20 protein-coding genes and 1 riboswitch are annotated in these 23,259 nt (G+C 29.0%); of the genes, 16 read left to right on the forward strand and 4 right to left on the reverse strand.

Features of this window, described 5'->3' with window-relative positions; translation table 11 throughout:
- The first annotated feature begins 22 nt into the window (after window positions 1-22).
- The 3 genes from pfkA to rlmD all read left to right on the forward strand — a co-directional run bounded on the left by pfkA (window position 23) and on the right by rlmD (window position 4,322).
- Window positions 23-982, forward strand: coding sequence for a 6-phosphofructokinase (gene pfkA / locus I4V51_RS10080; protein WP_195988309.1), 960 nt, complete (start codon window positions 23-25; stop codon window positions 980-982).
- Between the two features lie 68 nt (window positions 983-1,050).
- Entirely contained in the window at window positions 1,051-2,463 is a 1,413-nt protein-coding gene (gene pyk, locus I4V51_RS10085) for a pyruvate kinase (RefSeq protein ID WP_195988310.1), read from the forward strand.
- 491 nt (window positions 2,464-2,954) lie between these two features.
- Window positions 2,955-4,322 carry a 23S rRNA (uracil(1939)-C(5))-methyltransferase RlmD gene (gene rlmD, locus I4V51_RS10090; RefSeq protein WP_195988311.1) on the forward strand — a complete coding sequence of 456 codons (1,368 nt, stop codon included), beginning with the start codon at window positions 2,955-2,957 and terminating at the stop codon, window positions 4,320-4,322.
- Between the two features lie 117 nt (window positions 4,323-4,439).
- Here the strand turns inward: rlmD and I4V51_RS10095 are convergent, their stop codons facing one another.
- Window positions 4,440-5,354 carry an AraC family transcriptional regulator gene (locus I4V51_RS10095; RefSeq protein ID WP_195988312.1) on the reverse strand — a complete coding sequence of 305 codons (915 nt, stop codon included), beginning with the start codon at window positions 5,352-5,354 and terminating at the stop codon, window positions 4,440-4,442.
- A 246-nt stretch (window positions 5,355-5,600) separates the two neighbouring features.
- Between I4V51_RS10095 and I4V51_RS10100 the strand changes: the two genes are divergently transcribed.
- From I4V51_RS10100 to I4V51_RS10125, 6 genes are all read left to right on the forward strand, one after another.
- The gene (locus I4V51_RS10100) at window positions 5,601-6,371 is read left to right on the forward strand and encodes an HAD family hydrolase (protein WP_195988313.1); all 771 of its coding nucleotides are present in this window, start codon (window positions 5,601-5,603) and stop codon (window positions 6,369-6,371) included.
- 216 nt (window positions 6,372-6,587) lie between these two features.
- Window positions 6,588-7,799 carry an FAD-dependent oxidoreductase gene (locus I4V51_RS10105; RefSeq protein WP_195988314.1) on the forward strand — a complete coding sequence of 404 codons (1,212 nt, stop codon included), beginning with the start codon at window positions 6,588-6,590 and terminating at the stop codon, window positions 7,797-7,799.
- Between the two features lie 200 nt (window positions 7,800-7,999).
- Complete coding sequence (locus I4V51_RS10110; protein ID WP_195988315.1) at window positions 8,000-8,566, forward strand: TetR/AcrR family transcriptional regulator; 567 nt, start codon at window positions 8,000-8,002, stop codon at window positions 8,564-8,566.
- A gap of 243 nt (window positions 8,567-8,809) precedes the next feature.
- Window positions 8,810-9,391 carry a manganese efflux pump gene (locus I4V51_RS10115; RefSeq protein WP_195988316.1) on the forward strand — a complete coding sequence of 194 codons (582 nt, stop codon included), beginning with the start codon at window positions 8,810-8,812 and terminating at the stop codon, window positions 9,389-9,391.
- A gap of 17 nt (window positions 9,392-9,408) precedes the next feature.
- Window positions 9,409-10,812 (forward strand): radical SAM protein, encoded by a 1,404-nt coding sequence (locus I4V51_RS10120; RefSeq protein WP_195988317.1) that lies wholly within the window; start codon window positions 9,409-9,411, stop codon window positions 10,810-10,812.
- Between the two features lie 197 nt (window positions 10,813-11,009).
- Window positions 11,010-12,188 (forward strand): cyclopropane-fatty-acyl-phospholipid synthase family protein, encoded by a 1,179-nt coding sequence (locus I4V51_RS10125; RefSeq protein ID WP_195988318.1) that lies wholly within the window; start codon window positions 11,010-11,012, stop codon window positions 12,186-12,188.
- 110 nt (window positions 12,189-12,298) lie between these two features.
- On the opposite strand, the gene I4V51_RS10130 is transcribed toward I4V51_RS10125, so the two are convergent.
- On the reverse strand, window positions 12,299-13,978 hold the full coding sequence (locus I4V51_RS10130; RefSeq protein ID WP_195988319.1) for a PTS transporter subunit EIIC: 1,680 nt from the start codon (window positions 13,976-13,978) through the stop codon (window positions 12,299-12,301).
- 406 nt (window positions 13,979-14,384) lie between these two features.
- On the opposite strand from I4V51_RS10130, the gene I4V51_RS10135 reads away from it, so the two are divergent.
- Both I4V51_RS10135 and sfsA read left to right on the forward strand, forming a co-directional pair.
- A complete protein-coding gene (locus I4V51_RS10135) occupies window positions 14,385-14,561 on the forward strand; it encodes a hypothetical protein (RefSeq protein ID WP_195988320.1) in 177 nt (58 codons plus the stop codon).
- Window positions 14,562-15,105: 544 nt separating this feature from the next.
- Window positions 15,106-15,798 carry a DNA/RNA nuclease SfsA gene (gene sfsA / locus I4V51_RS10140; protein WP_195988321.1) on the forward strand — a complete coding sequence of 231 codons (693 nt, stop codon included), beginning with the start codon at window positions 15,106-15,108 and terminating at the stop codon, window positions 15,796-15,798.
- A 29-nt stretch (window positions 15,799-15,827) separates the two neighbouring features.
- On the opposite strand, the gene I4V51_RS10145 is transcribed toward sfsA, so the two are convergent.
- Together I4V51_RS10145 and I4V51_RS10150 are read right to left on the reverse strand one after the other, a co-directional pair.
- A complete protein-coding gene (locus tag I4V51_RS10145; RefSeq protein WP_195988322.1) occupies window positions 15,828-16,175 on the reverse strand; it encodes a hypothetical protein in 348 nt (115 codons plus the stop codon).
- 4 nt (window positions 16,176-16,179) lie between these two features.
- Complete coding sequence (locus tag I4V51_RS10150) at window positions 16,180-17,421, reverse strand: DUF1576 domain-containing protein (RefSeq protein ID WP_195988323.1); 1,242 nt, start codon at window positions 17,419-17,421, stop codon at window positions 16,180-16,182.
- Window positions 17,422-17,607: 186 nt separating this feature from the next.
- On the opposite strand from I4V51_RS10150, the gene I4V51_RS10155 reads away from it, so the two are divergent.
- The 5 genes from I4V51_RS10155 to ftsH all read left to right on the forward strand — a co-directional run bounded on the left by I4V51_RS10155 (window position 17,608) and on the right by ftsH (window position 23,201).
- The gene (locus tag I4V51_RS10155) at window positions 17,608-18,282 is read left to right on the forward strand and encodes a hydrolase (protein WP_195988324.1); all 675 of its coding nucleotides are present in this window, start codon (window positions 17,608-17,610) and stop codon (window positions 18,280-18,282) included.
- Window positions 18,283-18,378: 96 nt separating this feature from the next.
- Window positions 18,379-18,545, forward strand: a riboswitch (Lysine riboswitch).
- A gap of 219 nt (window positions 18,546-18,764) precedes the next feature.
- Window positions 18,765-20,057: a diaminopimelate decarboxylase gene (lysA, locus tag I4V51_RS10160; RefSeq protein WP_195988325.1), complete on the forward strand. Its 1,293-nt coding sequence runs from the start codon at window positions 18,765-18,767 to the stop codon at window positions 20,055-20,057.
- A gap of 265 nt (window positions 20,058-20,322) precedes the next feature.
- A complete protein-coding gene (locus I4V51_RS10165) occupies window positions 20,323-20,556 on the forward strand; it encodes a DUF3006 domain-containing protein (protein WP_195988326.1) in 234 nt (77 codons plus the stop codon).
- The gene (lepB, locus tag I4V51_RS10170; protein ID WP_347708654.1) at window positions 20,556-21,077 is read left to right on the forward strand and encodes a signal peptidase I; all 522 of its coding nucleotides are present in this window, start codon (window positions 20,556-20,558) and stop codon (window positions 21,075-21,077) included. The genes I4V51_RS10165 and lepB overlap by 1 nt, the downstream gene beginning before the upstream one ends.
- 48 nt (window positions 21,078-21,125) lie before the next feature.
- Window positions 21,126-23,201, forward strand: coding sequence for an ATP-dependent zinc metalloprotease FtsH (gene ftsH, locus I4V51_RS10175; protein WP_195988328.1), 2,076 nt, complete (start codon window positions 21,126-21,128; stop codon window positions 23,199-23,201).
- Window positions 23,202-23,259 lie beyond the last annotated feature (58 nt).

A 23,259-nucleotide genomic window follows, 5' to 3' on the forward strand; every position in this document is an offset into this window, starting at 1 on the left:
TAGTATCGAGGAGGAATATTTTATGAAGAAAATAGCTGTTTTAACAAGTGGTGGAGATGCTCCAGGAATGAACGCTGCAATAAGAGCGGTAGTAAGAACTGCAATACATAATGGTATTGAAGTTATGGGAGTACAAAGAGGATATGCTGGATTAATTAATGGTGAATTATTCCCAATGAATAGATCATCAGTTTCAGATATAATTCAAAGAGGCGGTACAATTTTAAGAACTGCTAGATGTTTAGAATTTAAACAAGAAGAAGTAAGAAAAGAAGCTGCACAAATTCTTGCAGATAACGGTGTAGATGCTTTAGTAGTTATCGGTGGAGATGGATCTTTCACTGGTGCTAAATTATTATCTAAGTTAGGAGTAAAAACAATAGGTTTACCAGGTACTATCGATAATGATTTAACTTACACTGATTATACAATAGGATTTGATACAGCATTAAATACTGTAGTAGATGCTATAGATAAAATTAGAGATACTTCAACTTCTCACGAAAGAGTATCTATCGTAGAAGTTATGGGTAGAAACTGTGGAGATATCGCTCTTCACACAGGTATAGCTTGTGGAGCTGAATATATAATTGCACCAGAAAAAGGTTATGATAAAGACGAATTATGCAGAGTTATCTTAGAAGGTAAGAAAGCTGGAAAAATGCATAACTTAGTATTACTAGCTGAAGGTGTTGGTGGAGCTTCAGAATTAGCTAAATATGTAGAAGCTCAAACAGGAATCGAAACAAGAGCAACAGTTTTAGGTCATATCCAAAGAGGTGGAGCTCCAAGTGCTTTCGATAGAGTGTTAGCTTCAAGAATGGGTTCAAAAGCAATTGAACTATTAATGGAAGGTAAAACATCAAGAGTTGTAGGTATTAAAGATAATGAAATCTTTGACCAAGATATAGATGAAGCTTTAGCTTTAGAAAGAACATTTGATGAAAAATTATATGAAATTTCAGAAGAGATTTCTAAATAATTTTAATAATTTTTGCTAATAATTTATTTTAAATACATTAAATTTTGAGATTAGAAGGAGAGTTTTAAATGAGAAAGACTAAAATCATTTGCACTATCGGTCCAGCTAGTGAAAACCCAGAAATATTATCACAAATAATTGAAGCAGGAATGAATGTTTCAAGACATAACTTCTCTCACGGAGATCACGAAGAACATGCAGGAAGAATCAACTTAGTTAAAGAGTTAGCTAAGAAGTACAACAAAGAAATCGCTGTTATGTTAGATACAAAGGGACCAGAAATAAGAACTGGTAAATTTGATCCAAAGAAAGTTGAATTACAAGCAGGTGCTAAATTCACTGTACATGCAGGTGGAGATGTTATAGGTAATACAGAAGAGTGTTCAGTAACTTATGCTGGATTAGCTAATGATGTTAAACCAGGAGATACTATCCTTATAGATGATGGTTTAGTAGGATTAACTGTTGAAACAATCGACGGAAACCAAATCCACTGTACAGTTCAAAACACTGGATTTGTTGCTACTCACAAAGGAGTTAACGTTCCAGGAGTTTCAATAAAATTACCAGCATTAACTGAAAAAGATATAGCTGACTTAAAGTTCGGTTGTGAAATTGGAGTAAACGCTGTTGCTGCTTCATTCATAAGAAAAGCTTCAGACGTTGAAACTATCAGACAAATATTAAACGAAAATGGTGGAGAACACATCCAAATAATCTCTAAAATCGAAAACCAAGAAGGTGTTGATAATATAGATTCTATATTAGCAGTTTCTGATGGTTTAATGGTTGCAAGAGGAGACCTAGGAGTTGAAATCCCATTCGAAAAATTACCAGCTGTTCAAAAGATGATGATCGAAAAATGTAACGCTGCTGGAAAGCCAGTTGTAACTGCAACTCAAATGTTAGACTCAATGATGAGAAACCCAAGACCAACAAGAGCTGAAGTTTCTGACGTTGCTAACGCTATATTAGATGGAACAGATGCAATCATGTTATCTGGAGAATCAGCTAACGGAGATTGGCCAGTACAATCAGTTCAAACAATGGCTAAAATAGCTGTTGAAGCTGAAACTAAATTAAACTACGAAACAGCTGTTTCAAGAGCTAAGTCTCATACTCCAGCTATTTCAGGAGTTATCTCAAGAGCTGCTTGCAACGCTGCTAACGAATTAGCTGCTGCTGCAATAGTTTCTTCAACTAAGAGTGGAGCAACTGCAAGAAGAATTTCTCAATGCAGACCAGAATGCCCAATAGTTGCTGTAACTCCATGTGAAAAAGTTGCTAAGAGCTTAGCATTCTGCTTCGGAGTATACCCAGTAGTAGCTGAAGACCAAAATTCAACAGATGCTATGATGGCTAACGCTACTAAATTAGCTGTTGAAAATGGATTTGCTAACTCTGGAGATACAGTTGTAATAGCTGCTGGATTAGATGAAGTTGGTTCAACAAACCTTTTAAAAGTAAGCGTAGTTGAATAGTTAACAATAAATAAGAAGTGTAAATATACACTTCTTATTTTTTTGTTTTTTAATAAAAGTATTTTAGTTAATATAATATATGATTTGCTTTTATAAATTAAAAAGATAAAAAAAACTACATTAAACAGTAAGATATAATATAAAAATGAATAAAATTATTCAGTGAAAAAAGATAAATCTCTAAAAATTGCAATAAATCATATCAAAAACAGGTGTTTTTATAAAAAGTTAACAAAAAGTTAACAATTAATATTGCAAATTTGGGTTATAATTGATAATATCAGATTAAGTTCGAAAGAAATTAAGATGGTAACGGCAACTGATTCATTTAACTTGGCACCGAAAGGTGTCTTTTTTTTACATAAATATATATACAATGTTTATAACAAAAGTAATATGGTATATAATATTAATAATCTTAAAGAAATTTTACGGTATATAAATAATTTTATAATAAAAATAAAAAAACTAATGATAGATAGGTGATAGTTTTGATAGAAAAAAATAAAGAGTATATATTAGATATAATAGCACAAGGATATGAGGGGGAAGGTATAGCAAAGGTTGAAGGAACTTTCCCTATATTTATAGAAGGAGCATTAAAAGGAGAAAAAGTTAATGCTAGAATAGTAAAAGTTAAAAAGAATTTTGCTTATGGAAAGTTAGTAGATATAATTGATCCATCAAAAGAAAGATGCCAAGCAAAGTGTGATATACATAAAAGATGTGGAGGATGTAAATTACAGCACTCTACATATAAGGAACAATTGAATTTTAAGTTTGAAAGAGTAAAGGATTGTATAAGTAAAATAGGAAAATTAGATGAAAGTATAGTTAAATTTCCATTAGGTATGGAAGAACCTTGGAGATATAGAAATAAGGTTCAGTTACCTATAGGAATTATAAATGGAGAACTAAAAATAGGATTTTTTGCTCCAAGAAGTCACGAAATAATAGATATGGAAACTTGTTTAATTCAAGATGAAATAGCTGATAAAGTAGTAAGTTTAACAAGACATTGGATTAAAAATAATAATATTAAGCCATATAATGTTGATGGAAACTATGATGAATCAGGAATACTTAGACACATAATGATTAGGCGTGGGTTTACAACTAATGAAGTAATGATTGTAATAGTTACTAATGGATATAAGTTACCTAATAAAGACGAGTTTATTAATTTAATGGTTGATAATATACCAGGAATAAAAAGTATAGTACAAAATATTAATTCTAAGCCTACTAATGTAATATTAGGTCAAGAGTGTATAACTTTATGGGGAGAACCTACTATAAGTGATTATATAGGTGACTTTAGATTTAATATATCACCATTATCATTCTTCCAAGTTAATCCTACACAAACAGAAGTCTTATATGGTAAGGCACTTGAATATGCAGAATTGACAGGAGGAGAAACTGTTTTTGATGCATATTGTGGTACAGGGACAATAACATTATTCTTATCTCAAAAAGCTAAGAAGGTTTATGGTGTAGAAATAATTCCTCAAGCTATTGAAAATGCTAATATAAATGCAAAAGAAAATAATGTTGATAATGTTGAATTCTTTGTTGGAGAGTCTGAAGTTATAATTCCAGATTTAATAAATAAAGGTATAAAGGCAGATGTAGTAGTTGTAGATCCACCAAGAAAAGGTTGTGATGTTAAACTACTAAATGCTATAACTAACATAAATGCAGAAAGAATAGTATATGTAAGTTGTGATCCAAGTACACTAGCAAGAGATTTATCTATTTTAGAGGAAAACGGATATAAGACATTAGAGGTTCAACCTGTAGATATGTTCCCTCATACAGCACATATAGAAAATGTTGCAGTATTAGTAAGTAAATAAGTTAATAAAAAGTTTAAGAATATAATTTAGGGTTTAATTTAATAATAAATAATTAAAAGGCTATCGCATTAACAGGTAAAAAAATCTGTTAGCGATAGCTATTTTTATTATTGATAATTATAAATTGAAATCTTTATTACTAGTGCAATTTTTTTTACGATATTCTCTTGGAGTCATGCCAGTTATATTTTTAAATTGTTTTGAAAAATAACTATGGTTCTCAAATCCACAACATATGCCTATTTCAATGATTGGTAAATTTGTAGAAACTAAAAGTTTTGAAGCTGCACTAATACGACGACGAGTTAGATACTGCATTGGAGTTATATGAAGGATTTTGGAAAAACAACGCTGACATTCTCTAATGCATATACCAGTAGCATTTGCAAGATCTGAGATAGTTATTTGTTCCATATAATGTTCATCAAGCCATGAGAGCATCTGTTTCATTCTGAGTTCCTGTTGAGTAGATTGTTTACAGGATATTCCATTTAAATGTCCATTTAATAATAAAATGATACTAGAAAGAGCATCACGTATTATAAATTCGTATCCAATATCTTTATTTTCGCAGGCCTCAAAGGCAGTTTGAAAAAGTTCAGAAATTACTGTGTCATTGCACTTATCGTCTGGACGAAAAATCCAGGCAGAACTACCCTGCTCAATAAAAGGACGAATATATAGTATATCATAAGCGCTTCCAGAAGCTCCAGATATAATACATGGGTCAAATACTATAGAGTGATATATCAAGGAAGTATCAGGAGCACAAGAAATTCCGTGAAGTACATTAGAGTTAACAAAATAGCCTTCCCCAGGACGTAAGTCAAATTCAGAATCCACTAGGGATATGTGTGCATTGCCCTCAATGAGAAAGAATATTTCCATTTCGTAATGCCAATGGGCAGGAATTTCACAAGTGATATACTGTCTAATATCTCTGTTATAAGAGGAACATGGAAAAAGAGGTGTTCCACGTTTTAATATTTCTTGCCCATTTTTATTCTTTGGAATTGAATAAATAGCGTCCATAAAATTGAACCTCCAACTTTTTATAGTGAAATAATTGATAAAATTTTTTAGTCTTAAAAGAATATAGAATATAAAATTGTCGTTTTTATTATATTATATGCCGTTTTTACCGGAGAATCAACGAAAAATAATCGCTATAATTATATTTGAGGATAGGGTAGATAACATCATAGGATATATTTTTAGTGTTACTAGTATTTGATTATATTTGTGTGTATTAGAAAGCAGGAAAGGAATGATTTTTTTATGATGAAATGTATAAAGGAAGTTACTAATTCGCTAATTATCTCAAATCTTATATTTATGACACAGGAATCTACATCTAAATCTAATTATCAGATGTATTTAAATTATTTAGTTGAATTAATGAAAAAAACAAAGGGGAGAGAGCTTGAGATGGAATATAAGCATATTATTTTTGAGCTTGATGGAACATTAATTGATACAGAAGAATCTGTTTTAAATACTTGGAGATTTACTTTAGGGGAATATAATTATGATTATTCTTTAGAAGATTTAAGAACTGTGTTAGGAGTTACTACACGAAAAGCTTTAGAACAACTTAATGTGAAAGTTGATGAGAAGTTTGAAAAGAGATGGATACGAAATTATCGAAACTTTGCTGGAGATGCAACTTTCTTTAATGGCGTAAAGGATATGCTGATGGTATTAAGAGGTCAGGGGTATTCCCTAGGAATTGTAACTTCAAGATGTAAAGATGAGTATAATGACTATTTTCATTCATTCAACCTAGAGTCTCTATTTGACTTAATTGTATGCGCAGATGATACAGAAAAGCATAAACCAAATCCAGAGCCATTATATAAATATACTCAATTAGCAAAAACTGAGTTAGATTCATGTATTTATATTGGGGACATGCTTACAGATATCGAATGTGCAAATAGAGCAGGAGTTGCTTCGGGATTAGTAGCATGGAATAATTCAGGAGTTTTTTGTAAGGAGGTAGATTTTATATTTTCTTCACCAGAGAAACTTCTTGACAATTTCCTTTAATGAAGGCATCAGAAGTTGGTAGTTAATTATAAATAAATATTATTTTAATTAGTTAAGCTTAATATATAAATGCTAGTAAAAGTAAATAAAATAAGCATTATGATTTAAAGTTACTGTTATGAACTTTATTTATTTAATGTAAAATAAAAAGAATAAAAATGAACATAATAATATTATTATGTTCATTTTTATTCTTAAAATTTATAGGAGGAAAATATGGCTGTTCAATTTGTTCAAGGAAATCCACTTTTTATAAATATAAATAAAGTAAATAAACAATACAATTATCTAACAAAAGATATAGAAACAGAGGTCATTATAGTAGGAGGAGGAGTTACAGGAAGTATATTAGGATACTATTTTTCAAAAGAAGGAATAAAATCTGTAATACTTGAAAAATCAAGAATAGCTCATGGAAGTACTTCAATAACAACATCATTACTTCAATATGAATTAGATAGCAATTTAATGGCATTAACAGAAACTGTATCCTTAGATCATGCTATTAATTCATATAAATTAGGAGTAAAGGCATTAGATGAAATAGAAAAGTTTATTAAAAAATATGGCAACAAGTGTGATTATATAAAGAGAGATACATTGCTATATACAGCTAAAAAACTAGAAATAGAAGAATTATATCAAGAGTATAAACTTAGAAAAGAAAATGGATTTAATGTTAAATTTATTAATGAAGATGAGAATCCATTTAGTTTTGACTTAAAAGCAGGTGTATATGGTATTGAAGGTGGAGCTGAATTAGATCCATTTAAGTATACTCATCATCTTTTAGAAGTAGCTTGTAATAATGGATTAAGAGTATATGAAAATACTCCAGTAATAGATGTAAGGTATAATAAGGATTATGTTGAGGCTATAACTAGCTATAATCATAAAGTAAAGGGAAAGATATTAGTGTTAGCAACTGGTTTTAATACTAAATTATTTACAGATAGAAATTTTGGAGTAAAAACTTATACATATAATATAGTAACTAAGCCATTAAATAATATAGAGGGATGGTTTAATAATGTATTAATTAGGGACAATGAAGATACTTATAATTATTTTAGAACAACTCCAGATAATAGAATAATAGCAGGTGGAGAAGATACACCTTTTACAGATAACTTTAATCCTAAAATTGCAATAGAGAAATATGATATTTTAGAACAAAGAGTAAAAAATATGTTTAATAAAATAGATAATATAGAGATTGAATATAAATACTGTGGTGTTTTTGATTCTACAAAGGATAACTTGGGATTTATAGGTAAAGATCCAAAGAATGATAAGCTATGGTATGGATTAGGGTACGGAGCTAATGGAATATTATTTGCTATTTTAGGTGGAATGATGCTACCAAAGCTATATAAAGGTGAGGTTAGTGATTCTATAAAATATTTTAATGTATGTAGATTTGATTAAAAATTGTAAAGTTTAATTAGAAATAGTTATTAATAAAAAGTAATAATGTGTGCAAAAAAATTATATTATAAAATAAGTAGTTTTAAAAATATCAATTGATTTTTACGCTTTGTTTGTTAGTTCATTGGCATATATGGTATAATTTTCATTAGAAATATGTTAAATTAATGTTTTGAATATAAAGCAATTGTGGGTGGATTATGAATAATAAAAAAGAAGATGTGCATACAGCGTTACAAGATAGTTTTAAAAATTTAATACTGAAGCATAGCTTTGATAAGATAACAATTAAAATGATAACTGATGGTGCAGGTCTTATTAGACCAACGTTTTATAATCATTATGCTGATAAACATGAAGTATTAGAAGAGATTTGCTATGATGATATATTTAAAGGTAGTGAAATGCTTATAGAAAATAAAATGCCATATGAAGCAATATATTATATGTTTTCAAGAATAGAAAATAATAAAGAATTTTATATTCAAGCAGCAAAGGTAGAAGGGCAAAATTCCTTTGAAGAAATAATAAATAATAATTTAATTAAAATTTTTAAAGAACTATTTGAGAAATATGGAACGAATAGTAGAGGAAAAGATAAGTTTTCAGCTAAGGATATAGCAGAATATTATTCTAGAGGATTAACATTTATAATACTAAGATGGATAGAAGAAGGCGTAAATATATCTGCAAAAACATTATCTAATAAATATAAATTATTAGTAACTAATTCATTAGATGATATAATACATGATTTAATTAATTAAAGATATAAATGATAATATAAACACAATGTATATTAAAATAGATTAATCCACATTGTGTTTTTTATTACTATAAATCCACATTTTAAATTAATTGTAAGAGATAAAAATACAAATTAAAGTGTTTGCAAAAAGACGACTACAAAGTTGTCTTTTTGTTTATTTATATAGACATTAAGCTAAAATTATAGATTTATTTAATTTCCTAAATTTACTAAAATAAACTTGTAAGGGGGAGTTGGATGAATGAGCTTATGGGAAGTGATTATAGTATCCTTTGGATTAGCTTTAGATTCCTTTACAATAGCAGTGTGTAAGGGATCTACACAAGGAAAATTAAGAAGGTCAACAGTTACAATAGTAGGATTAATATTTGGTGCTATACAAACAATAATGCTTGCTGCTGGAATGATAGTTGCAATATATCCTATGTTAAATATACAAAATGAAAAAATAATATCAATTAATCAATGGTTTTCAGCAGTTATATTAATTTATTTAGGAATAAAGTTTTTTAAAAACGCATTTAAGGTAAATAATCTTAATGAAAGAAGAGAAGAGTTTTTTGGATATAAAGGAAGTGTAGGATTGGCATTAGCTACTAGCTTAGATGCATTTATTTTAGGAATAGGCTTTGGATTATTAAGAACAGGAATTATAAGTAATATATTAATTTTATTTATAGTAACAAGTCTTTTAGTTTCTTTAGGATTATGGGTTGGTTATTGCATGGGAAATAAATACAAAAGGCAGATAGATATCTGTGGGGGAATTATTCTTTTAGTTATTGGTATAAAGGTTATTTGTAATTATTTTAATATTATGTGAAGGGGAGAGATAGTCGAATGTTAAGTCCAAAGTATAAGATTCAACAATTTGCTTTAAAACAAGTTTTAGGATATTTAAAAAAGGATCCAGAAAAGAATTTACCCAAAATTATAAGTTGGGTAAGAAAATTTGACACAGAGAAAATATATGTAGATCAATATGATATGATAGATGAATATTTAAAAGATCCAGAAAATAATTGGACTAAGTTAATGCGTAATTTAATAAATAATGTCCATCCTAATATTGTACAAACTGTATTTACAAATTTTTTGTTAAATGCATCAATTAGAGGATGGGCTGAAATACAAAGAAATAAAGATAAATATGGTCATGAAATACCATTTACAATACTTGTAGATCCAACTACAGCTTGCAATAAACATTGTGTAGGATGTTGGGCAGCCGATTATAATAAGGCATTAAATTTAAGTTATGAACAATTAGATAAACTATTTACTGAAGGAAAAGAATTAGGAATATACTTTTATATAATGACTGGTGGAGAGCCATTAGTTAGAAAGAATGATATATTAAAATTAGCTAAAAAACATAATGATTGTGTATTTATGTTCTTTACAAATGGTACATTAATAGATCAAAAATTCTGTGATGATTTAATAGCGGTAGGTAATTTAGTACCAACAATAAGTGTTGAAGGTTTTGATGATGCAACTGATGGTAGAAGGGGAGAAGGTTCTTGGAAAGATATCATGAGAGCTATGGATCTTATGAAGTTAAATAGAATCCCATTTGGATTCTCAACTTGCTTTACTACTGCAAATTGCGATAGTGTTTTATCTGAGGAATTTATAGATTTAATGATAGATAAAGGGGCATACTTCTCTTGGTATTTCACATTTATGCCAATAGGTTGTAAAACAGATACATCATTAATGGCGAATCCAGATCAAAGGGAAAAATTATATAGAACTATTAGATCTTGGCGTAGTACAAAAGCTATATTTAATATGGATTTTTGGCATGATGCTGAATATGTTGGTGGATGTGTAGCAGGAGGAAGAAGATACTGTCATATTAATGCAAATGGAGATGTAGAACCATGTGTATTCTGTCATTATTCAAATGCAAATATTAAAGATGTATCATTAATAAAAGCTTTAGGTCAACCACTATTTATGGAATATCAAAAAAATCAACCATTTAATGAAAATCAATTCAGACCATGTCCAATATTGGATAATGCTCCTAAAATTGCAGAAATGGTTAAAAATTCAGGAGCTAAATCCACTGAATTTATAGATCCTGAAGATGTAGATGAGTTATGTAAAAAGACTGTTAATTATGGATTAACTTGGGCAAAGAGAGCAGAGCCATTATGGAAGGAAAACCTAGAGAAAAAAGAGCATGATAAAGAAGCTAAGAAAAAGAAAAATGAAGAAGAATTAATAAGGAATTAATTTAAAAGCAGTGATTAAATTCACTGCTTTTTTGTATAAAATATATATTTATTGGAATAATTTAATATATAAGGCGAATCAAGCCTAAAACCATTGTTATTAATAATATATTTATAAATTCTCATATAGCGCCATAAATATATTTATTAATTACAATGGTTAATTTATTTTACAATTTTATGAGAGGAGTTAACTATATGGATATAGAAAAAAGCTTTTTTAAAACTTTTCTAAAGAATTTCGATGAAATTTCTTTTAGATTAAAGTTTTGGGATGGTGAAGAAATAAAAATAGGACCAGATGAACCTAAATTTAGAATAATATTAAAGAAACCATTAAAGAAAAAGGATTTATTAACTAGTACTTCATTAACATTTGGTGAAGCATATATGAATGGAGATGTAGAAATAGAAGGTGACATGTTCACTGTATTTAATGAACTATTAAGATGCATAGATAAATTCTCAACAAACTTTAGTAGTTTAAAAAACATATTCTGTGGATCAACATGTATGAAAAAGCAAAAAGAAGAAGTTTCATCACATTATGATATAGGAAATGATTTTTATAAAATATGGTTAGATGATACATTAAGCTATTCATGTGCATATTTTAAAAATGAGAATGAATCATTATATAATGCACAAATGAATAAGATTAATCATATATTGAAAAAGCTTAATTTAAGTGAAGGGTTAACTTTGCTTGATATTGGTTGTGGCTGGGGAGGGTTGCTTATAGAAGCAGCTAAGCAATATAAAGTGAAAGGATTAGGCATAACTTTAAGTCGAGAGCAATATAAAAAGTTTAAAGAAAGAATAAAAAAAGAAAATTTAGAAGATTTATTAGAAGTAAGAATGATGGATTATAGAGAATTAGAAAAGAGTGCTCTTTCATTTGATAGAGTTGTAAGTGTTGGTATGCTAGAGCATGTAGGTAGAGCAAATTATGATTTATTCTTTGAAAATATTGATGCTGTATTAAAGAATGGTGGATTATTTTTATTACATTACATAAGTGGACTTAAGGAATCTGAGGGAGATGCATGGATAAAGAAATATATATTCCCAGGTGGTGTTATACCAAGCTTTAGAGAAATAATAGAGATAGCAGCAGATTATAATTATCATACTATAGATGTAGAAAGCTTAAGATTACATTATAAAAAGACTTTATTAAATTGGGCAAAGAACTTTGATGATAATATAGATGAAGTTAAAAAAATGTTTGATGAAAAATTTATAAGAATGTGGAGAATGTATCTATATTCTTGTGCAGCTTCATTTAATAATGGAGTAATAGACTTACATCAAATACTATTTGTAAAGGGAGTTAATAATAATTTGCCTATGACAAGAGAATACATGTATAAATAGATAAAAATAATATTTTAGATATTAATAAATACTAATTAAAAAAAGTGGCTGTTAAGCCACTTTTTTTAACTCTAATATTTTAAATACATTAAATCTTTATATTAATAATATTATTCACCAAGAATTTCGTTTATAGCATTTTTGTAAGCATCTGCTTTTGCACCGAAGATAGCTTGAACTCCGTTACCAACTTCAACAACACCAGCAGCACCAAGGTTCTTTAATTCTTCCTTGTTAACATTTGCTTTGTCTTTTACTTCAACTCTTAATCTTGTTATACAAGCATCAACAGATACTATGTTAGCTTCTCCACCTAAAGCAGCTAATACTAAAGGAGCTTTTTCAGCTATTTCACCTTTAGCTGAAGATTTTGGAGCAGCAGCTTCTGTAGCACCACCCTTAGCGTTTTGGTAATCAGCCTTAGTGTAAAGTTTAGTTTCACCTTCGTTTTCGTCTCTACCTGGAGTCTTTAAGTTCATCTTAGTGATCATGAAGTAGAATACGAAGTAGTAAATTACTGCATATATAGCACCAACTATTAATACCCAGTACCAGTTAGTTGGAACTCCTGCACCTGCTGGAAGTAAACCGAATAATGAGTAGTCAATTACACCACCAGAGAATGTCATACCGATAAATACGTTGAATATATCCATTAACATGAATGATAAACCTGCTAATACACAGTGAACAACATATAATACTGGAGCAACGAATAAGAATGTAAATTCTAATGGTTCAGTTATACCAGTTAAGAATGAAGTTACAGCAGCAGCTAATAATAATGATCCAACAGCTTTTCTCTTGCTTGGAAGAGCTGCTTTATACATAGCAAATGCAGCAGCTGGAAGACCGAACATCATGAATGGGAATTTACCAGCCATGAATCTAGTAGTTCCACTAACGATATCGTTCATAGTTGAAGCTGAAGCACCAACTAAATCAGTCATGCTTGATAATTGAACGAAGTAAGCAGTGTTAGCACCAGCAACAGTTTGAACAGCACCGTTAACTAAAACGTTAGCTTCAACGAATGATCCAAACCAGAATGGAGTATAGAATACGTGGTGTAATCCAAATGGAATTAACGCTCTTTCAATTACTCCGTAGAAGAAAGTACCGATTGTACCAGCTTCTCTAACAAGGTTAGCAACAATAGAAATACCATCTTGAACAACTGGCCATGCAAATGCAAGTACTGCACCAACTAAAGCCATTGTAAGTGAAGTTATTATTGGAACAAATCTTGCACCTGAGAAGAATCCAATAACTGGTGGTAATTGAATTGTGCAGAATTTGTTGTGTAATAATGAAGTAACTATACCAGTTATAATACCACCAAATACAGACATATTTAATGTGAATATACCTAAGTTAGTAGTTATATAAGTTCCATATTCACCAACTGAATCTGGAGTAAGAACTCCTAATTGAGTAACTCCTAAAGCTAAAAGTGTAGAAACAACTTGGTTCATTACGATAAATCCAAATACTGAAGCTAAAGCAGCAGTACCTTTATCTTTTTTAGCTAAACCAACAGCAACACCAACAGCGAATAGTAAAGGTAAGTTACCGAATACTATATCACCTATATTTTTCATAACAGTTAAAACAGCTGTAATAGCTGGGATGTTAACAAATGCTATTAATGGTTCATAAACAGCAGGTGGATTGTTTAATCCAGCTATTCCTAGTAATGCACCACCAACTCCTAGTAAGATACCAGCGATTGGAAGTGCTGCAATTGGAAGCATGATTGCTTTACCGATTCTTTGTAAAAATTGCATCATTTTATTATTCCTCCTAAAAATTATTAATTTAAAATTGAACTATAATGACATGAGCCTAAAGCTTTTTTGAAAAATAAAAAAGGCTCAAATATCTATAAATTAATATAATTATCCTCCCTTATTATTTGAGATAAAAATATAATTTATACATATTTAAGCCTTGCCTGCTTTACCAGTAACACGCTTGCTATTCAATTTACAAAAGTAATGATAGCATAGTAAAAAAAAACTGTAAAGGTTTTTTGAAAAAAATTTTATTTTCATAAAAAAATTTAAATAAACTTTGAATAAACAGTAAAAAAGTTTTTAAAATTATGAATAATTCAATAAATCCATATTATTCATATTGAGATTTTTAAACTTATTCTATAAAATAGAAATTACTAAATACTAGGGGGATGACCAAATGGCATACATAGTTTCATATGCATTATTAATAGCAGCTGGATTTTGTTCATATAAATTAGCTAAAGAAAAATTACAAAATCATGTTTTATGGCCTATATTAACAATTATTTTAGGACCAGGAATATTTATAATTCAATACTTAGTAACAATATTTAAGAAAAAGACAATAGTATAATTAAATTAAAGCTGTAGCTAATATTAGATAAAAAAATCTGATATGCTACAGCTTATTTTTATGTTCAAAAATATAAAGTTTTAATTTAAATATGATTATATGAATTTGATTAAGTAATAATAAATGATAAATTTATTTATAGAAAATGTGTATAATTTTATTGTTGTGTGTAAAGTGTCTTAATAGTGTTAAAAGTTATCCACAAAATGTGGATAACTTTAAAAAACTGTTGAAAACTTTTTAAAACCTATTGACACAACATATTAGGGTATCAGAAAAATATACAACAAGATAGGGGGGATTGTAGAAAAAACACATAGAATGTTGAAATAAAAAAATCGAACAAGCATTCTATTAAAAAGTTATCAACAATATTAACATAATTGTGGACAAAATCTGTGGATAACATGGCTTTTTACTAAATATAGAAATAAAAACTTTAATTTCAAGATGAAAAGTTGTGGATAACTCTTATTAAGAGATATAATAATAAGAAAATAAATGAATAATATTAATATAAATTGTAATATTTTAAGGAGAAAAGATGAAATATAATAAAAAAATAGTTAAAGCGGAATTTATAAGTAGACCTAATAGATTTAATGCTATTGTAAAACTTGATGGAGAAGAAATAAAAGTTCATGTACCTAATACAGGAAGATGTAGAGAAATATTAGTACCTGGATGCACTGTGTTTTTAAGAGAAGAAACTAACCCTACAAGGAAGACCCCCTATGATTTAATTGCAGTATATAAAGAAGAAAAACTTATAAGTATAGATTCTCAGATACCCAATAAAGTAGTTGATGAAGCATTAAAGAATAAAAAGATAAAGGGATTAGAAGAGTATACTAATATTTTAAGAGAAAAAACCTTTGGAAAAAGTAGATTTGATTTTAAAATAGCCACAGAAGATAATAAAGAGTATTATTTAGAAGTAAAAGGGGTTACTTTAGAGGAAGATGGATATGCAAGGTTTCCAGATGCACCAACAGAAAGAGGCGCTAGGCATTTATTAGAGTTAGTTGAGGCAAAAAAGCAGGGGTATGGAGCAGGTGCAATGTTTTTAATACAATTAGAAGCTGTTAATAAATTTTCTCCAAATGATATAAGAGATAAAGAGTTTGGAGAAGCTTTAAGGTTTGCAAAAGAAAATGGAGTGGATATTTTTGCATACAATTGTATAGTAACTGAAGATGGAATAGAAATAAATGAACCGGTAGAAATTATTATATAGAAAAATTAAGAGTTGCATAAAAGCAACTCTTAATTAGATTCTTCTCTAATTATGCTAATTTTTAAGATTCCATCTTTATAAGAGATTTTAGCGGAGTTTATCATCATACCAACTAATGTAAGTTCAGAATCAAATTCACATTCACCACCAAGATTCCAATAGTAATTTTCAACTTCATATTGTCTTGGGGTATTTAAAATATTAGCTAAAGACTCTAATTCATCTTTTGAAATACTACCAACTTGTCCATAAATATTAAAATAAGAATTTTCATTATCAGAGCTTAAATCAATATGAACATCAACAGTTCCTAGCTTATAAAAGTAAGCAATTAATTCATTAATAATCTTAATGTTTTTTTCAATTTTAAATTTCATAAGTTTAGATCTCCTTTTTAAAGGTAGTTATTAATGGAATTAATATCATTGCAACAAAACCTCCAGCTAAACCATTATTATAAAGATTAAGACCACCATGTAAATACCCTATGTTTGTAACTATATTAACATGAATTATACCAGCTAAAACACCATATTTCCAGCCAAACTTCCCACAAATAGGAGCAAGTGTAGTAGAAAATAATATAGATAATAATAAAGAAGGTGAAGTAACTCCATTTACATTAAATATAGCAGCAATTGTAGCTCCTATAATTATAGGAATAGTATTCTTAATATTCTTACCAAAACAACTAAAACCTATTATGGTAAAAATCCCACATATGGTAGCACCATTTAAATCACCACCGATTAAAATAACAAAACAAGTTGCTAAAATACCTAAGACCCCCATGTTTATATAGGTAGTTTCTCCAAAAACAATATAAAAGTCACTTATTAATCTACCAGTTTGCTTATTAATATTAATAAGGTTAGTTTTTTTATTCTTACCATAAATTACTCCAATAATGATTAAATAAACGCAACAAATCATAAGAAGGATAAATAGAATTTTATTTGATCCAGTATGCCAGACAAGTCTAGAATCTAAATCTATACCAAAGCCTCTCATCATTGACATTAATAATGTTGCAAGTAGTCCACTAGCAAAGCCTATATTATATAAATTATAACCATTATGAGCCTTAATGCTATGTGAAGCTATAGGTGGCAATATAAATCCAACAGCAATACCAAGTAATATACCTAATATTAATGGAATAGGCCCTGTTATATTATTACTAAAGCTAACCTGACTTACTACTGGAGAAAGAGAAGTACCTAATAAAGCAACTAATATATAATTAAGAAAAGGTTCTTTTTGATATTTAGAAAATAAATATACGCCTAGTATTATAGGCCATATATTAAATATATTTTTACCTAAAAATGAAAAACCAGTCATAAGCCATAGAGACATTATAGTTGATCCATTAGGCTTAATTCCTATAATCATTAAAAGTAATAATGATAATAAACTTGTTAAAGCAGCATTTACTAAAGCCGCTCCAATTCCTCCAACAGCCATATAATCAGTTATTAATATATCTGATGACAGTATTATAGCTTTTAGTCCAGAGAAAATTTCTGAAGGTGTATCTAAGCAAAAAGCAAATACAATAAGAAATAAATACAGAATGGAAAGGATTACATAGGGAGGGTAATAATTTTTTAATAATTTCATTCAAACACCTCATAAGTCATAACCAAAATTTAAATTTGATTAATCGATATTAAATATATTTTATCAAATAATTGTTAAGATTTATATAGAATGTGTTAAATTTATGGCATTTTAATATAAACTTCTTTAAAATTTAATTTAAAATAGTATAATAATACTTATAAATTTATTGATAGGGGTGTTTTAATGGAGATAAAAAAGCATAAAACTGTGCCTGAGATTAAAGGACTTCTAAGAAGCCATGTAGTAGAAGTACCACCTTGTATTAGAGATTGTTCAGGGATAAAAATATTTGGAAAAAGAATAAAATCATTACTATTTACAACTGATGTTGCAATTATAAGAAATACAAATGCAGATGCAATAATAGCTGTATATCCATTTACTCCTCAACCATTAATAACAGCAGCATTAGTTATGGCAGCGGATGTACCGGTTTTTTGTGGTGTTGGGGGAGGAATAACTCAAGGTAAAAGAGTAGTCAATTTAGCACTAGATGCTGAGTTTAAAGGAGCTATGGGAGTAGTTGTAAATTCACCTACATCAAATGAAGTAGTTTCAAAGATAAGAAAAACAATAGATATACCGTTAATAGTTACAGTAGTTTCAATTCATGAGAATATAAGAGAAAGAATAGAAGCAGGGGCAACAATATTAAATGTTTCAGGGGGAAAAAATACTCCAGAAATAGTAATGAAGATAAGAGAAGAGTTCCCGGACTTCCCTGTAATCGCTACAGGAGGGCCTACTGAAGAGACTATAAGAAAAACAATTGATGCAGGAGCTAATGCTATCACTTATACACCACCAGCAAATGGAGATACTATGAGTGGGTTGATGGATAAATATAGAAGTATATAATTAAAATGGAATAAAGATTAAAATATGGTTGAATAATTTTAGTTATATGGTATCATATTATTAAACATGAACATACAATATAGAAGCTAATAGAATACCTATGTTAGAGGAGCCGTTTATAAAGAGTAATAAATAGGAGTCGACGGGCAAAGATTATTTATGAAAGGTATAATGGCCGAAGAAATAATTTATGTAAAAAGTTATTTCTGGGTATACATATAATATATGTATAACTGTCACGGAAGTGGAGTGCTAAAAAGGTGCGATTATTAAATTGTTCAATTGTATTTATTGAATTTATTTTGAAAAAATTGCATTTTAAATAAGCATAACTACCATTATAGGTTTTTCTATAGTGGTAATTTTTTTATGTTTTTTTAATATTAAAAAAGAAGTTAGAACTTCAAAGTTAGCAATTTTCAAAAATTTTAAATTAATTGTTAAGGAGTGACTACTAACTAAATTAAGTGGAGGCAATAGCAATGAAATTATTTGGGGCAATGGAAATTAGAGAAAATGAACTATTTATTGGGGGAGTTAGTTCAACAGAATTGGTGAATAGATTTGGGTCACCATTATATGTAATGGATGAAAGTCTTTTAATAGACACATGTAAAAAATATTATAGAGATTTTAAATGTTTAGAAAATAATAATAGAGTAGCTTATGCAGGAAAAGCATTTTTAACAAAGGCAATGTGTAGACTTATATATGAACAGGGGCTTTATTTAGACGTTGTATCAGGGGGAGAATTATATACAGCTTATAAGGCAGAATTTCCTTTAGATAAGGTATATTTCCATGGCAATAATAAGAGTGTAAATGAAGTTGAATTAGGAGTTAAATTAGGTGTTGGAGTTTTTGTTGTTGATAATTTAGATGAAATGAAAAGATTAAATGAAATAGCTAAAAGATACAATAAGAAGCAAAATATTTATTTGAGATTAACACCAGGAATAGAAGCTCATACTCATGATTATATAAAAACAGGTCAAATAGATTCAAAGTTTGGTTTTGCACCAGTTGGTGAAACAATAATGGAGGCTGTAAAATTAGCTTTAGACTGCGAAAATTTAGATTTAAGAGGACTACATTGTCATATAGGCTCACAAATTTTTGAGATACAACCATATGAGGATGCAGTTGAAGTTATGCTTGGATTTATAAAAGAAATAAAAGAAGAGACAGGACATATAATACCTGAATTAGATTTAGGTGGTGGATTTGGTATACATTATACCGATGAAGACAAACCAAAAGAAACAAGGGATTATTGTACTTCTATTTTAAATAAGGTTGATGAAGTATGTGAAAAGCTAAGAATAGAGAAACCTATATTAACAATAGAACCAGGTAGATCAATAGTAGGAAATGCAGGTACTACTCTTTATACAATTGGAGCCATTAAAGAAATTGAAGGCATTAGGACTTATGTTTCAGTAGATGGAGGAATGACAGATAATATAAGACCTGCATTATATGGGGCAAAGTATGATATGGCTATAGCAAATAAAATTACTGATAAATGTAATGATAGAGTTGCGATAGCTGGTAAATGCTGTGAATCGGGCGATATATTTGTTAATGATATCTGTATTCAAACACCTAATATAGGAGATATATTAGCAGTATTTTCAACAGGTGCATATGGATTTTCAATGTCAAGTAACTATAATAAGAATCCAAAAGCAGCAGTTGTATTTGTAAAAGATGGAGTAGCTAGGGTAGTGTCAAAGAGACAAAGCTATGAGGAACTTTTAGCACTTGAAGTTTAGATTCTGCTTAAAATATAGTAAAGCTATATCAAAATATTTTGATATAGCTTTTTTTTGTAACAAAACTGACATAATAATGATATATAATGGAGAGTAATACTATTAGTTATTAATTAATTGTGATATACTTATAAACAGTTATTGAAGTTAAAGTTAAAAAAACTTTGATTAGTAAAAAATTTATGTAGTAAAGCTTTAGATTAAAGTTGTTTCATGATTTAAATATTTAATTAATGGAAGTTATGAAAGGTGGATTTAGCAATTATTGCTAGTTGTTATGAGGAATAAAAAATTTATAGTAGATAGAATAGAAAATAAATCTGTTGTTTTAGAAGATGAGAAACAGGATATAATCTTAATAGATATAAATTTATTTGATAAACAACCTAAAGATGGCGATGTAGTGATAATGAATAATAATTCATTTTATGTAGACGAAGATGCTACAAAAGAAAGAAAAAATAAAATTAATAGTTTAATGAAAGGTATGTGGGAATAGTGAGTCAAGAAGTAAAGAAATCAAACTTCTTTAGTGACTGGATTGTACCTATAGTAATAGCTGTAATATTAGCTATCTTAATAAATAGATTTTTAATATTTAAGGTTAAAATTCCATCAGAATCTATGGTACCAACATTAAATGTGGGTGATAGATTATTTGTTACTAGGGTTTATAAACCAGAGCATTTAAAAAGAGGAGATATAGTAGTTTTTTATTCAGAAGAAAAGAATGAAGATATGATTAAAAGATTAATTGGTTTACCAGGAGACAATATTGTAATTAAAGATGGAATAGTAACTGTTAATGGTGAAATCTTAAAAGAAGATTACATAGGAACAGCAGATAATTATAGTGGTGAATTTACAGTACCAGAAGGAAAGTATTTCTTTTTAGGAGATAATAGATATTGGTCATTAGATTCTAGGTATTGGAAGGATCCATATATTGATGGAGATGAAATAAAGGGGAAAGCTCAAGTAAAGGTATATCCATGGAAAGACTTTGGAAAAATAGAGTAAAGAGCCTTATAAATTGAATTCTTAGTTTTAGTAGGAGATTTTAAAAATATGAATAATGATGTAAACAATAGAAAAGATGGAGAAAAAAAGAACAATAATAAAAAGTTTTTAATAATTTATGCAGTAATAGCATTCCTATTTTTATACTCATTTTCAACAGCAAAGGAAATGTTAACGACAAAAGAAATTTCTTATAATGAATTTGTCCAAATGGTTGAAAATAAGGAAGTTAAAGAAGTTACTGTTGATGGAACAGCACTTGTAATTAAACCACAAGATTCAAGTGAGATGAAAGGTAAAGTTCTTTATACTGGTAATGCAGATAATCCAGATTTAATAAAGTTATTACTGGATAATGATGTTAAATATTATCCGCAAATAACAAAACAACAATCTGTATTTATGGATTTCATAATACTTAACGTATTACCATTAGTATTAATGTTCTTCTTAGTTAGATTTGTATTTGGGAAAATGGCTAAGAAAATGGGTGGCGGCCCAATGGGAATGGGCATGGGTAAAAGTAATGCCAAAGTATATGTTGAAAAAGATATAAAAGTTAGTTTTGAAGATGTTGCAGGGCAAGATGAAGCTAAAGAATCATTGACAGAAATAATAGATTTTCTTCATAACCCTAAGAGATATACAGAAATAGGAGCTAAATTACCTAAGGGTGCGCTTTTAGTAGGGCCTCCAGGAACAGGTAAGACTCTTATAGCAAAAGCAGTTGCAGGTGAAGCAAAAGTACCATTTTTATCAGTTTCAGGTTCAACATTTGTTGAAATGTTTGTTGGTATGGGTGCAGCTAAAGTAAGAGACTTATTTAAAGAAGCAGAAAAGATGGCACCATGTATAATATTTATAGATGAAATTGATTCTATAGGTAAGAGTAGAGATAATCAAATGCAAAGTAATGATGAAAGAGAGCAAACTTTAAATCAATTACTTACTGAAATGGATGGATTTGATACCTCTAAAGGAATAGTTATCTTAGGTGCTACAAACAGACCAGAAATATTAGATAAAGCACTTTTAAGACCAGGTAGATTTGATAGAAGAGTTATTGTTGATAGACCTGACTTAAAGGGAAGAATTGCAATATTAAATGTTCACTCTAAAGATGTTAAAATGTCTCCAGAAGTTGATTTAGAATCAATTGCAAAAGGAACACCGGGTGCTGTAGGGGCTGATCTTGCTAATATAGTAAATGAAGCAGCTTTAAGAGCAGTTAGAAGTGGAAGAGAATTAGTTATTCAAGAAGATTTAGAAGAGGCAGTTGAAGTAATAATTGCTGGGAAAGAAAAGAAGGATAGAATACTTTCTAAAAAAGAAAGAGAAATTGTTGCATTCCATGAAGTTGGGCATGCACTTGTTGCTGGACTTTTAGAAGGAACAGACCCAGTTCATAAAATAACTATAGTTCCTAGAACAATGGGTGCATTAGGTTATACAATGCAGCTTCCAGAAGAGGAAAAATACCTAGTTTCTAAGGAAGAGCTAATGAATCAAATAATGGTTATGCTTGGTGGTAGAGCTGCAGAAGAAGAAGTGTTTAACCTTGTATCTACAGGAGCTTCTAATGATATTGAAAGAGCAACTCAAACTGCAAGAAATATGGTTACTGTTTATGGTATGACTGATAATTTTGATATGATGGCTTTAGAATCAGTTCAAAATAGATACTTAGATGGTAGGGCAGTTAGAAATTGTAGTGAAGAAACATCAACTTTAGTAGATAAAGAAGTTTTATCTATAATAAGAGAATGTCACCAAAAAGCAAGAGAAATATTAAGAGAAAATAGAGATTTATTAGATAAGATATCTGAATATTTATTAGACAAAGAAACAATCTTCGGAGATGAATTCTTTAAGTTTGTATATGAAAAATATCCAGAGTTAAAGATAAAGAGAGAAGAAGAAAAGAAGAGTAGAGAGCTTGAAAATAATGAGAATGCTTCTGAAGAGGTAGTAACTGAAGTAGAAGAAGAATTGCAAGATAAAAAAGTTGCACAAGAAGTAATCGAAGCAGTTGAAAAAGAAGAAGAAGATATTATGAAAGAAGCATCTATCGAAACTGTAGAAATATTAGATATGGACAAAGAAGAAGAGTCAAAAGATAAATAAGAAAATATAAAGATAAGGGGTTAAGACGGTATATCGACTTAACCCCTAATGTTAGTTA

Source organism: Clostridium sp. D53t1_180928_C8 (genome assembly GCF_015667795.1).
In the GTDB taxonomy this organism is placed as follows: domain Bacteria; phylum Bacillota; class Clostridia; order Clostridiales; family Clostridiaceae; genus Clostridium.

Bases quoted from the DNA above. Each gene is read 5' to 3' on its own strand.
- pfkA (WP_195988309.1), top strand. From the start codon at position 23: ATGAAGAAAATAGCTGTTTTAACAAGTGGTGGAGATGCTCCAGGAATG.
- pyk (WP_195988310.1), top strand. From the start codon at position 1,051: ATGAGAAAGACTAAAATCATTTGCACTATCGGTCCAGCTAGTGAAAAC.
- I4V51_RS10095 (WP_195988312.1), bottom strand. From the start codon at position 5,354: ATGGACGCTATTTATTCAATTCCAAAGAATAAAAATGGGCAAGAAATA.
- I4V51_RS10100 (WP_195988313.1), top strand. From the start codon at position 5,601: ATGATGAAATGTATAAAGGAAGTTACTAATTCGCTAATTATCTCAAAT.
- I4V51_RS10105 (WP_195988314.1), top strand. From the start codon at position 6,588: ATGGCTGTTCAATTTGTTCAAGGAAATCCACTTTTTATAAATATAAAT.
- I4V51_RS10110 (WP_195988315.1), top strand. From the start codon at position 8,000: ATGAATAATAAAAAAGAAGATGTGCATACAGCGTTACAAGATAGTTTT.
- I4V51_RS10115 (WP_195988316.1), top strand. From the start codon at position 8,810: ATGAGCTTATGGGAAGTGATTATAGTATCCTTTGGATTAGCTTTAGAT.
- I4V51_RS10120 (WP_195988317.1), top strand. From the start codon at position 9,409: ATGTTAAGTCCAAAGTATAAGATTCAACAATTTGCTTTAAAACAAGTT.
- I4V51_RS10125 (WP_195988318.1), top strand. From the start codon at position 11,010: ATGGATATAGAAAAAAGCTTTTTTAAAACTTTTCTAAAGAATTTCGAT.
- I4V51_RS10130 (WP_195988319.1), bottom strand. From the start codon at position 13,978: ATGATGCAATTTTTACAAAGAATCGGTAAAGCAATCATGCTTCCAATT.
- I4V51_RS10135 (WP_195988320.1), top strand. From the start codon at position 14,385: ATGGCATACATAGTTTCATATGCATTATTAATAGCAGCTGGATTTTGT.
- sfsA (WP_195988321.1), top strand. From the start codon at position 15,106: ATGAAATATAATAAAAAAATAGTTAAAGCGGAATTTATAAGTAGACCT.
- I4V51_RS10145 (WP_195988322.1), bottom strand. From the start codon at position 16,175: ATGAAATTTAAAATTGAAAAAAACATTAAGATTATTAATGAATTAATT.
- I4V51_RS10150 (WP_195988323.1), bottom strand. From the start codon at position 17,421: ATGAAATTATTAAAAAATTATTACCCTCCCTATGTAATCCTTTCCATT.
- I4V51_RS10155 (WP_195988324.1), top strand. From the start codon at position 17,608: ATGGAGATAAAAAAGCATAAAACTGTGCCTGAGATTAAAGGACTTCTA.
- lysA (WP_195988325.1), top strand. From the start codon at position 18,765: ATGAAATTATTTGGGGCAATGGAAATTAGAGAAAATGAACTATTTATT.
- ftsH (WP_195988328.1), top strand. From the start codon at position 21,126: ATGAATAATGATGTAAACAATAGAAAAGATGGAGAAAAAAAGAACAAT.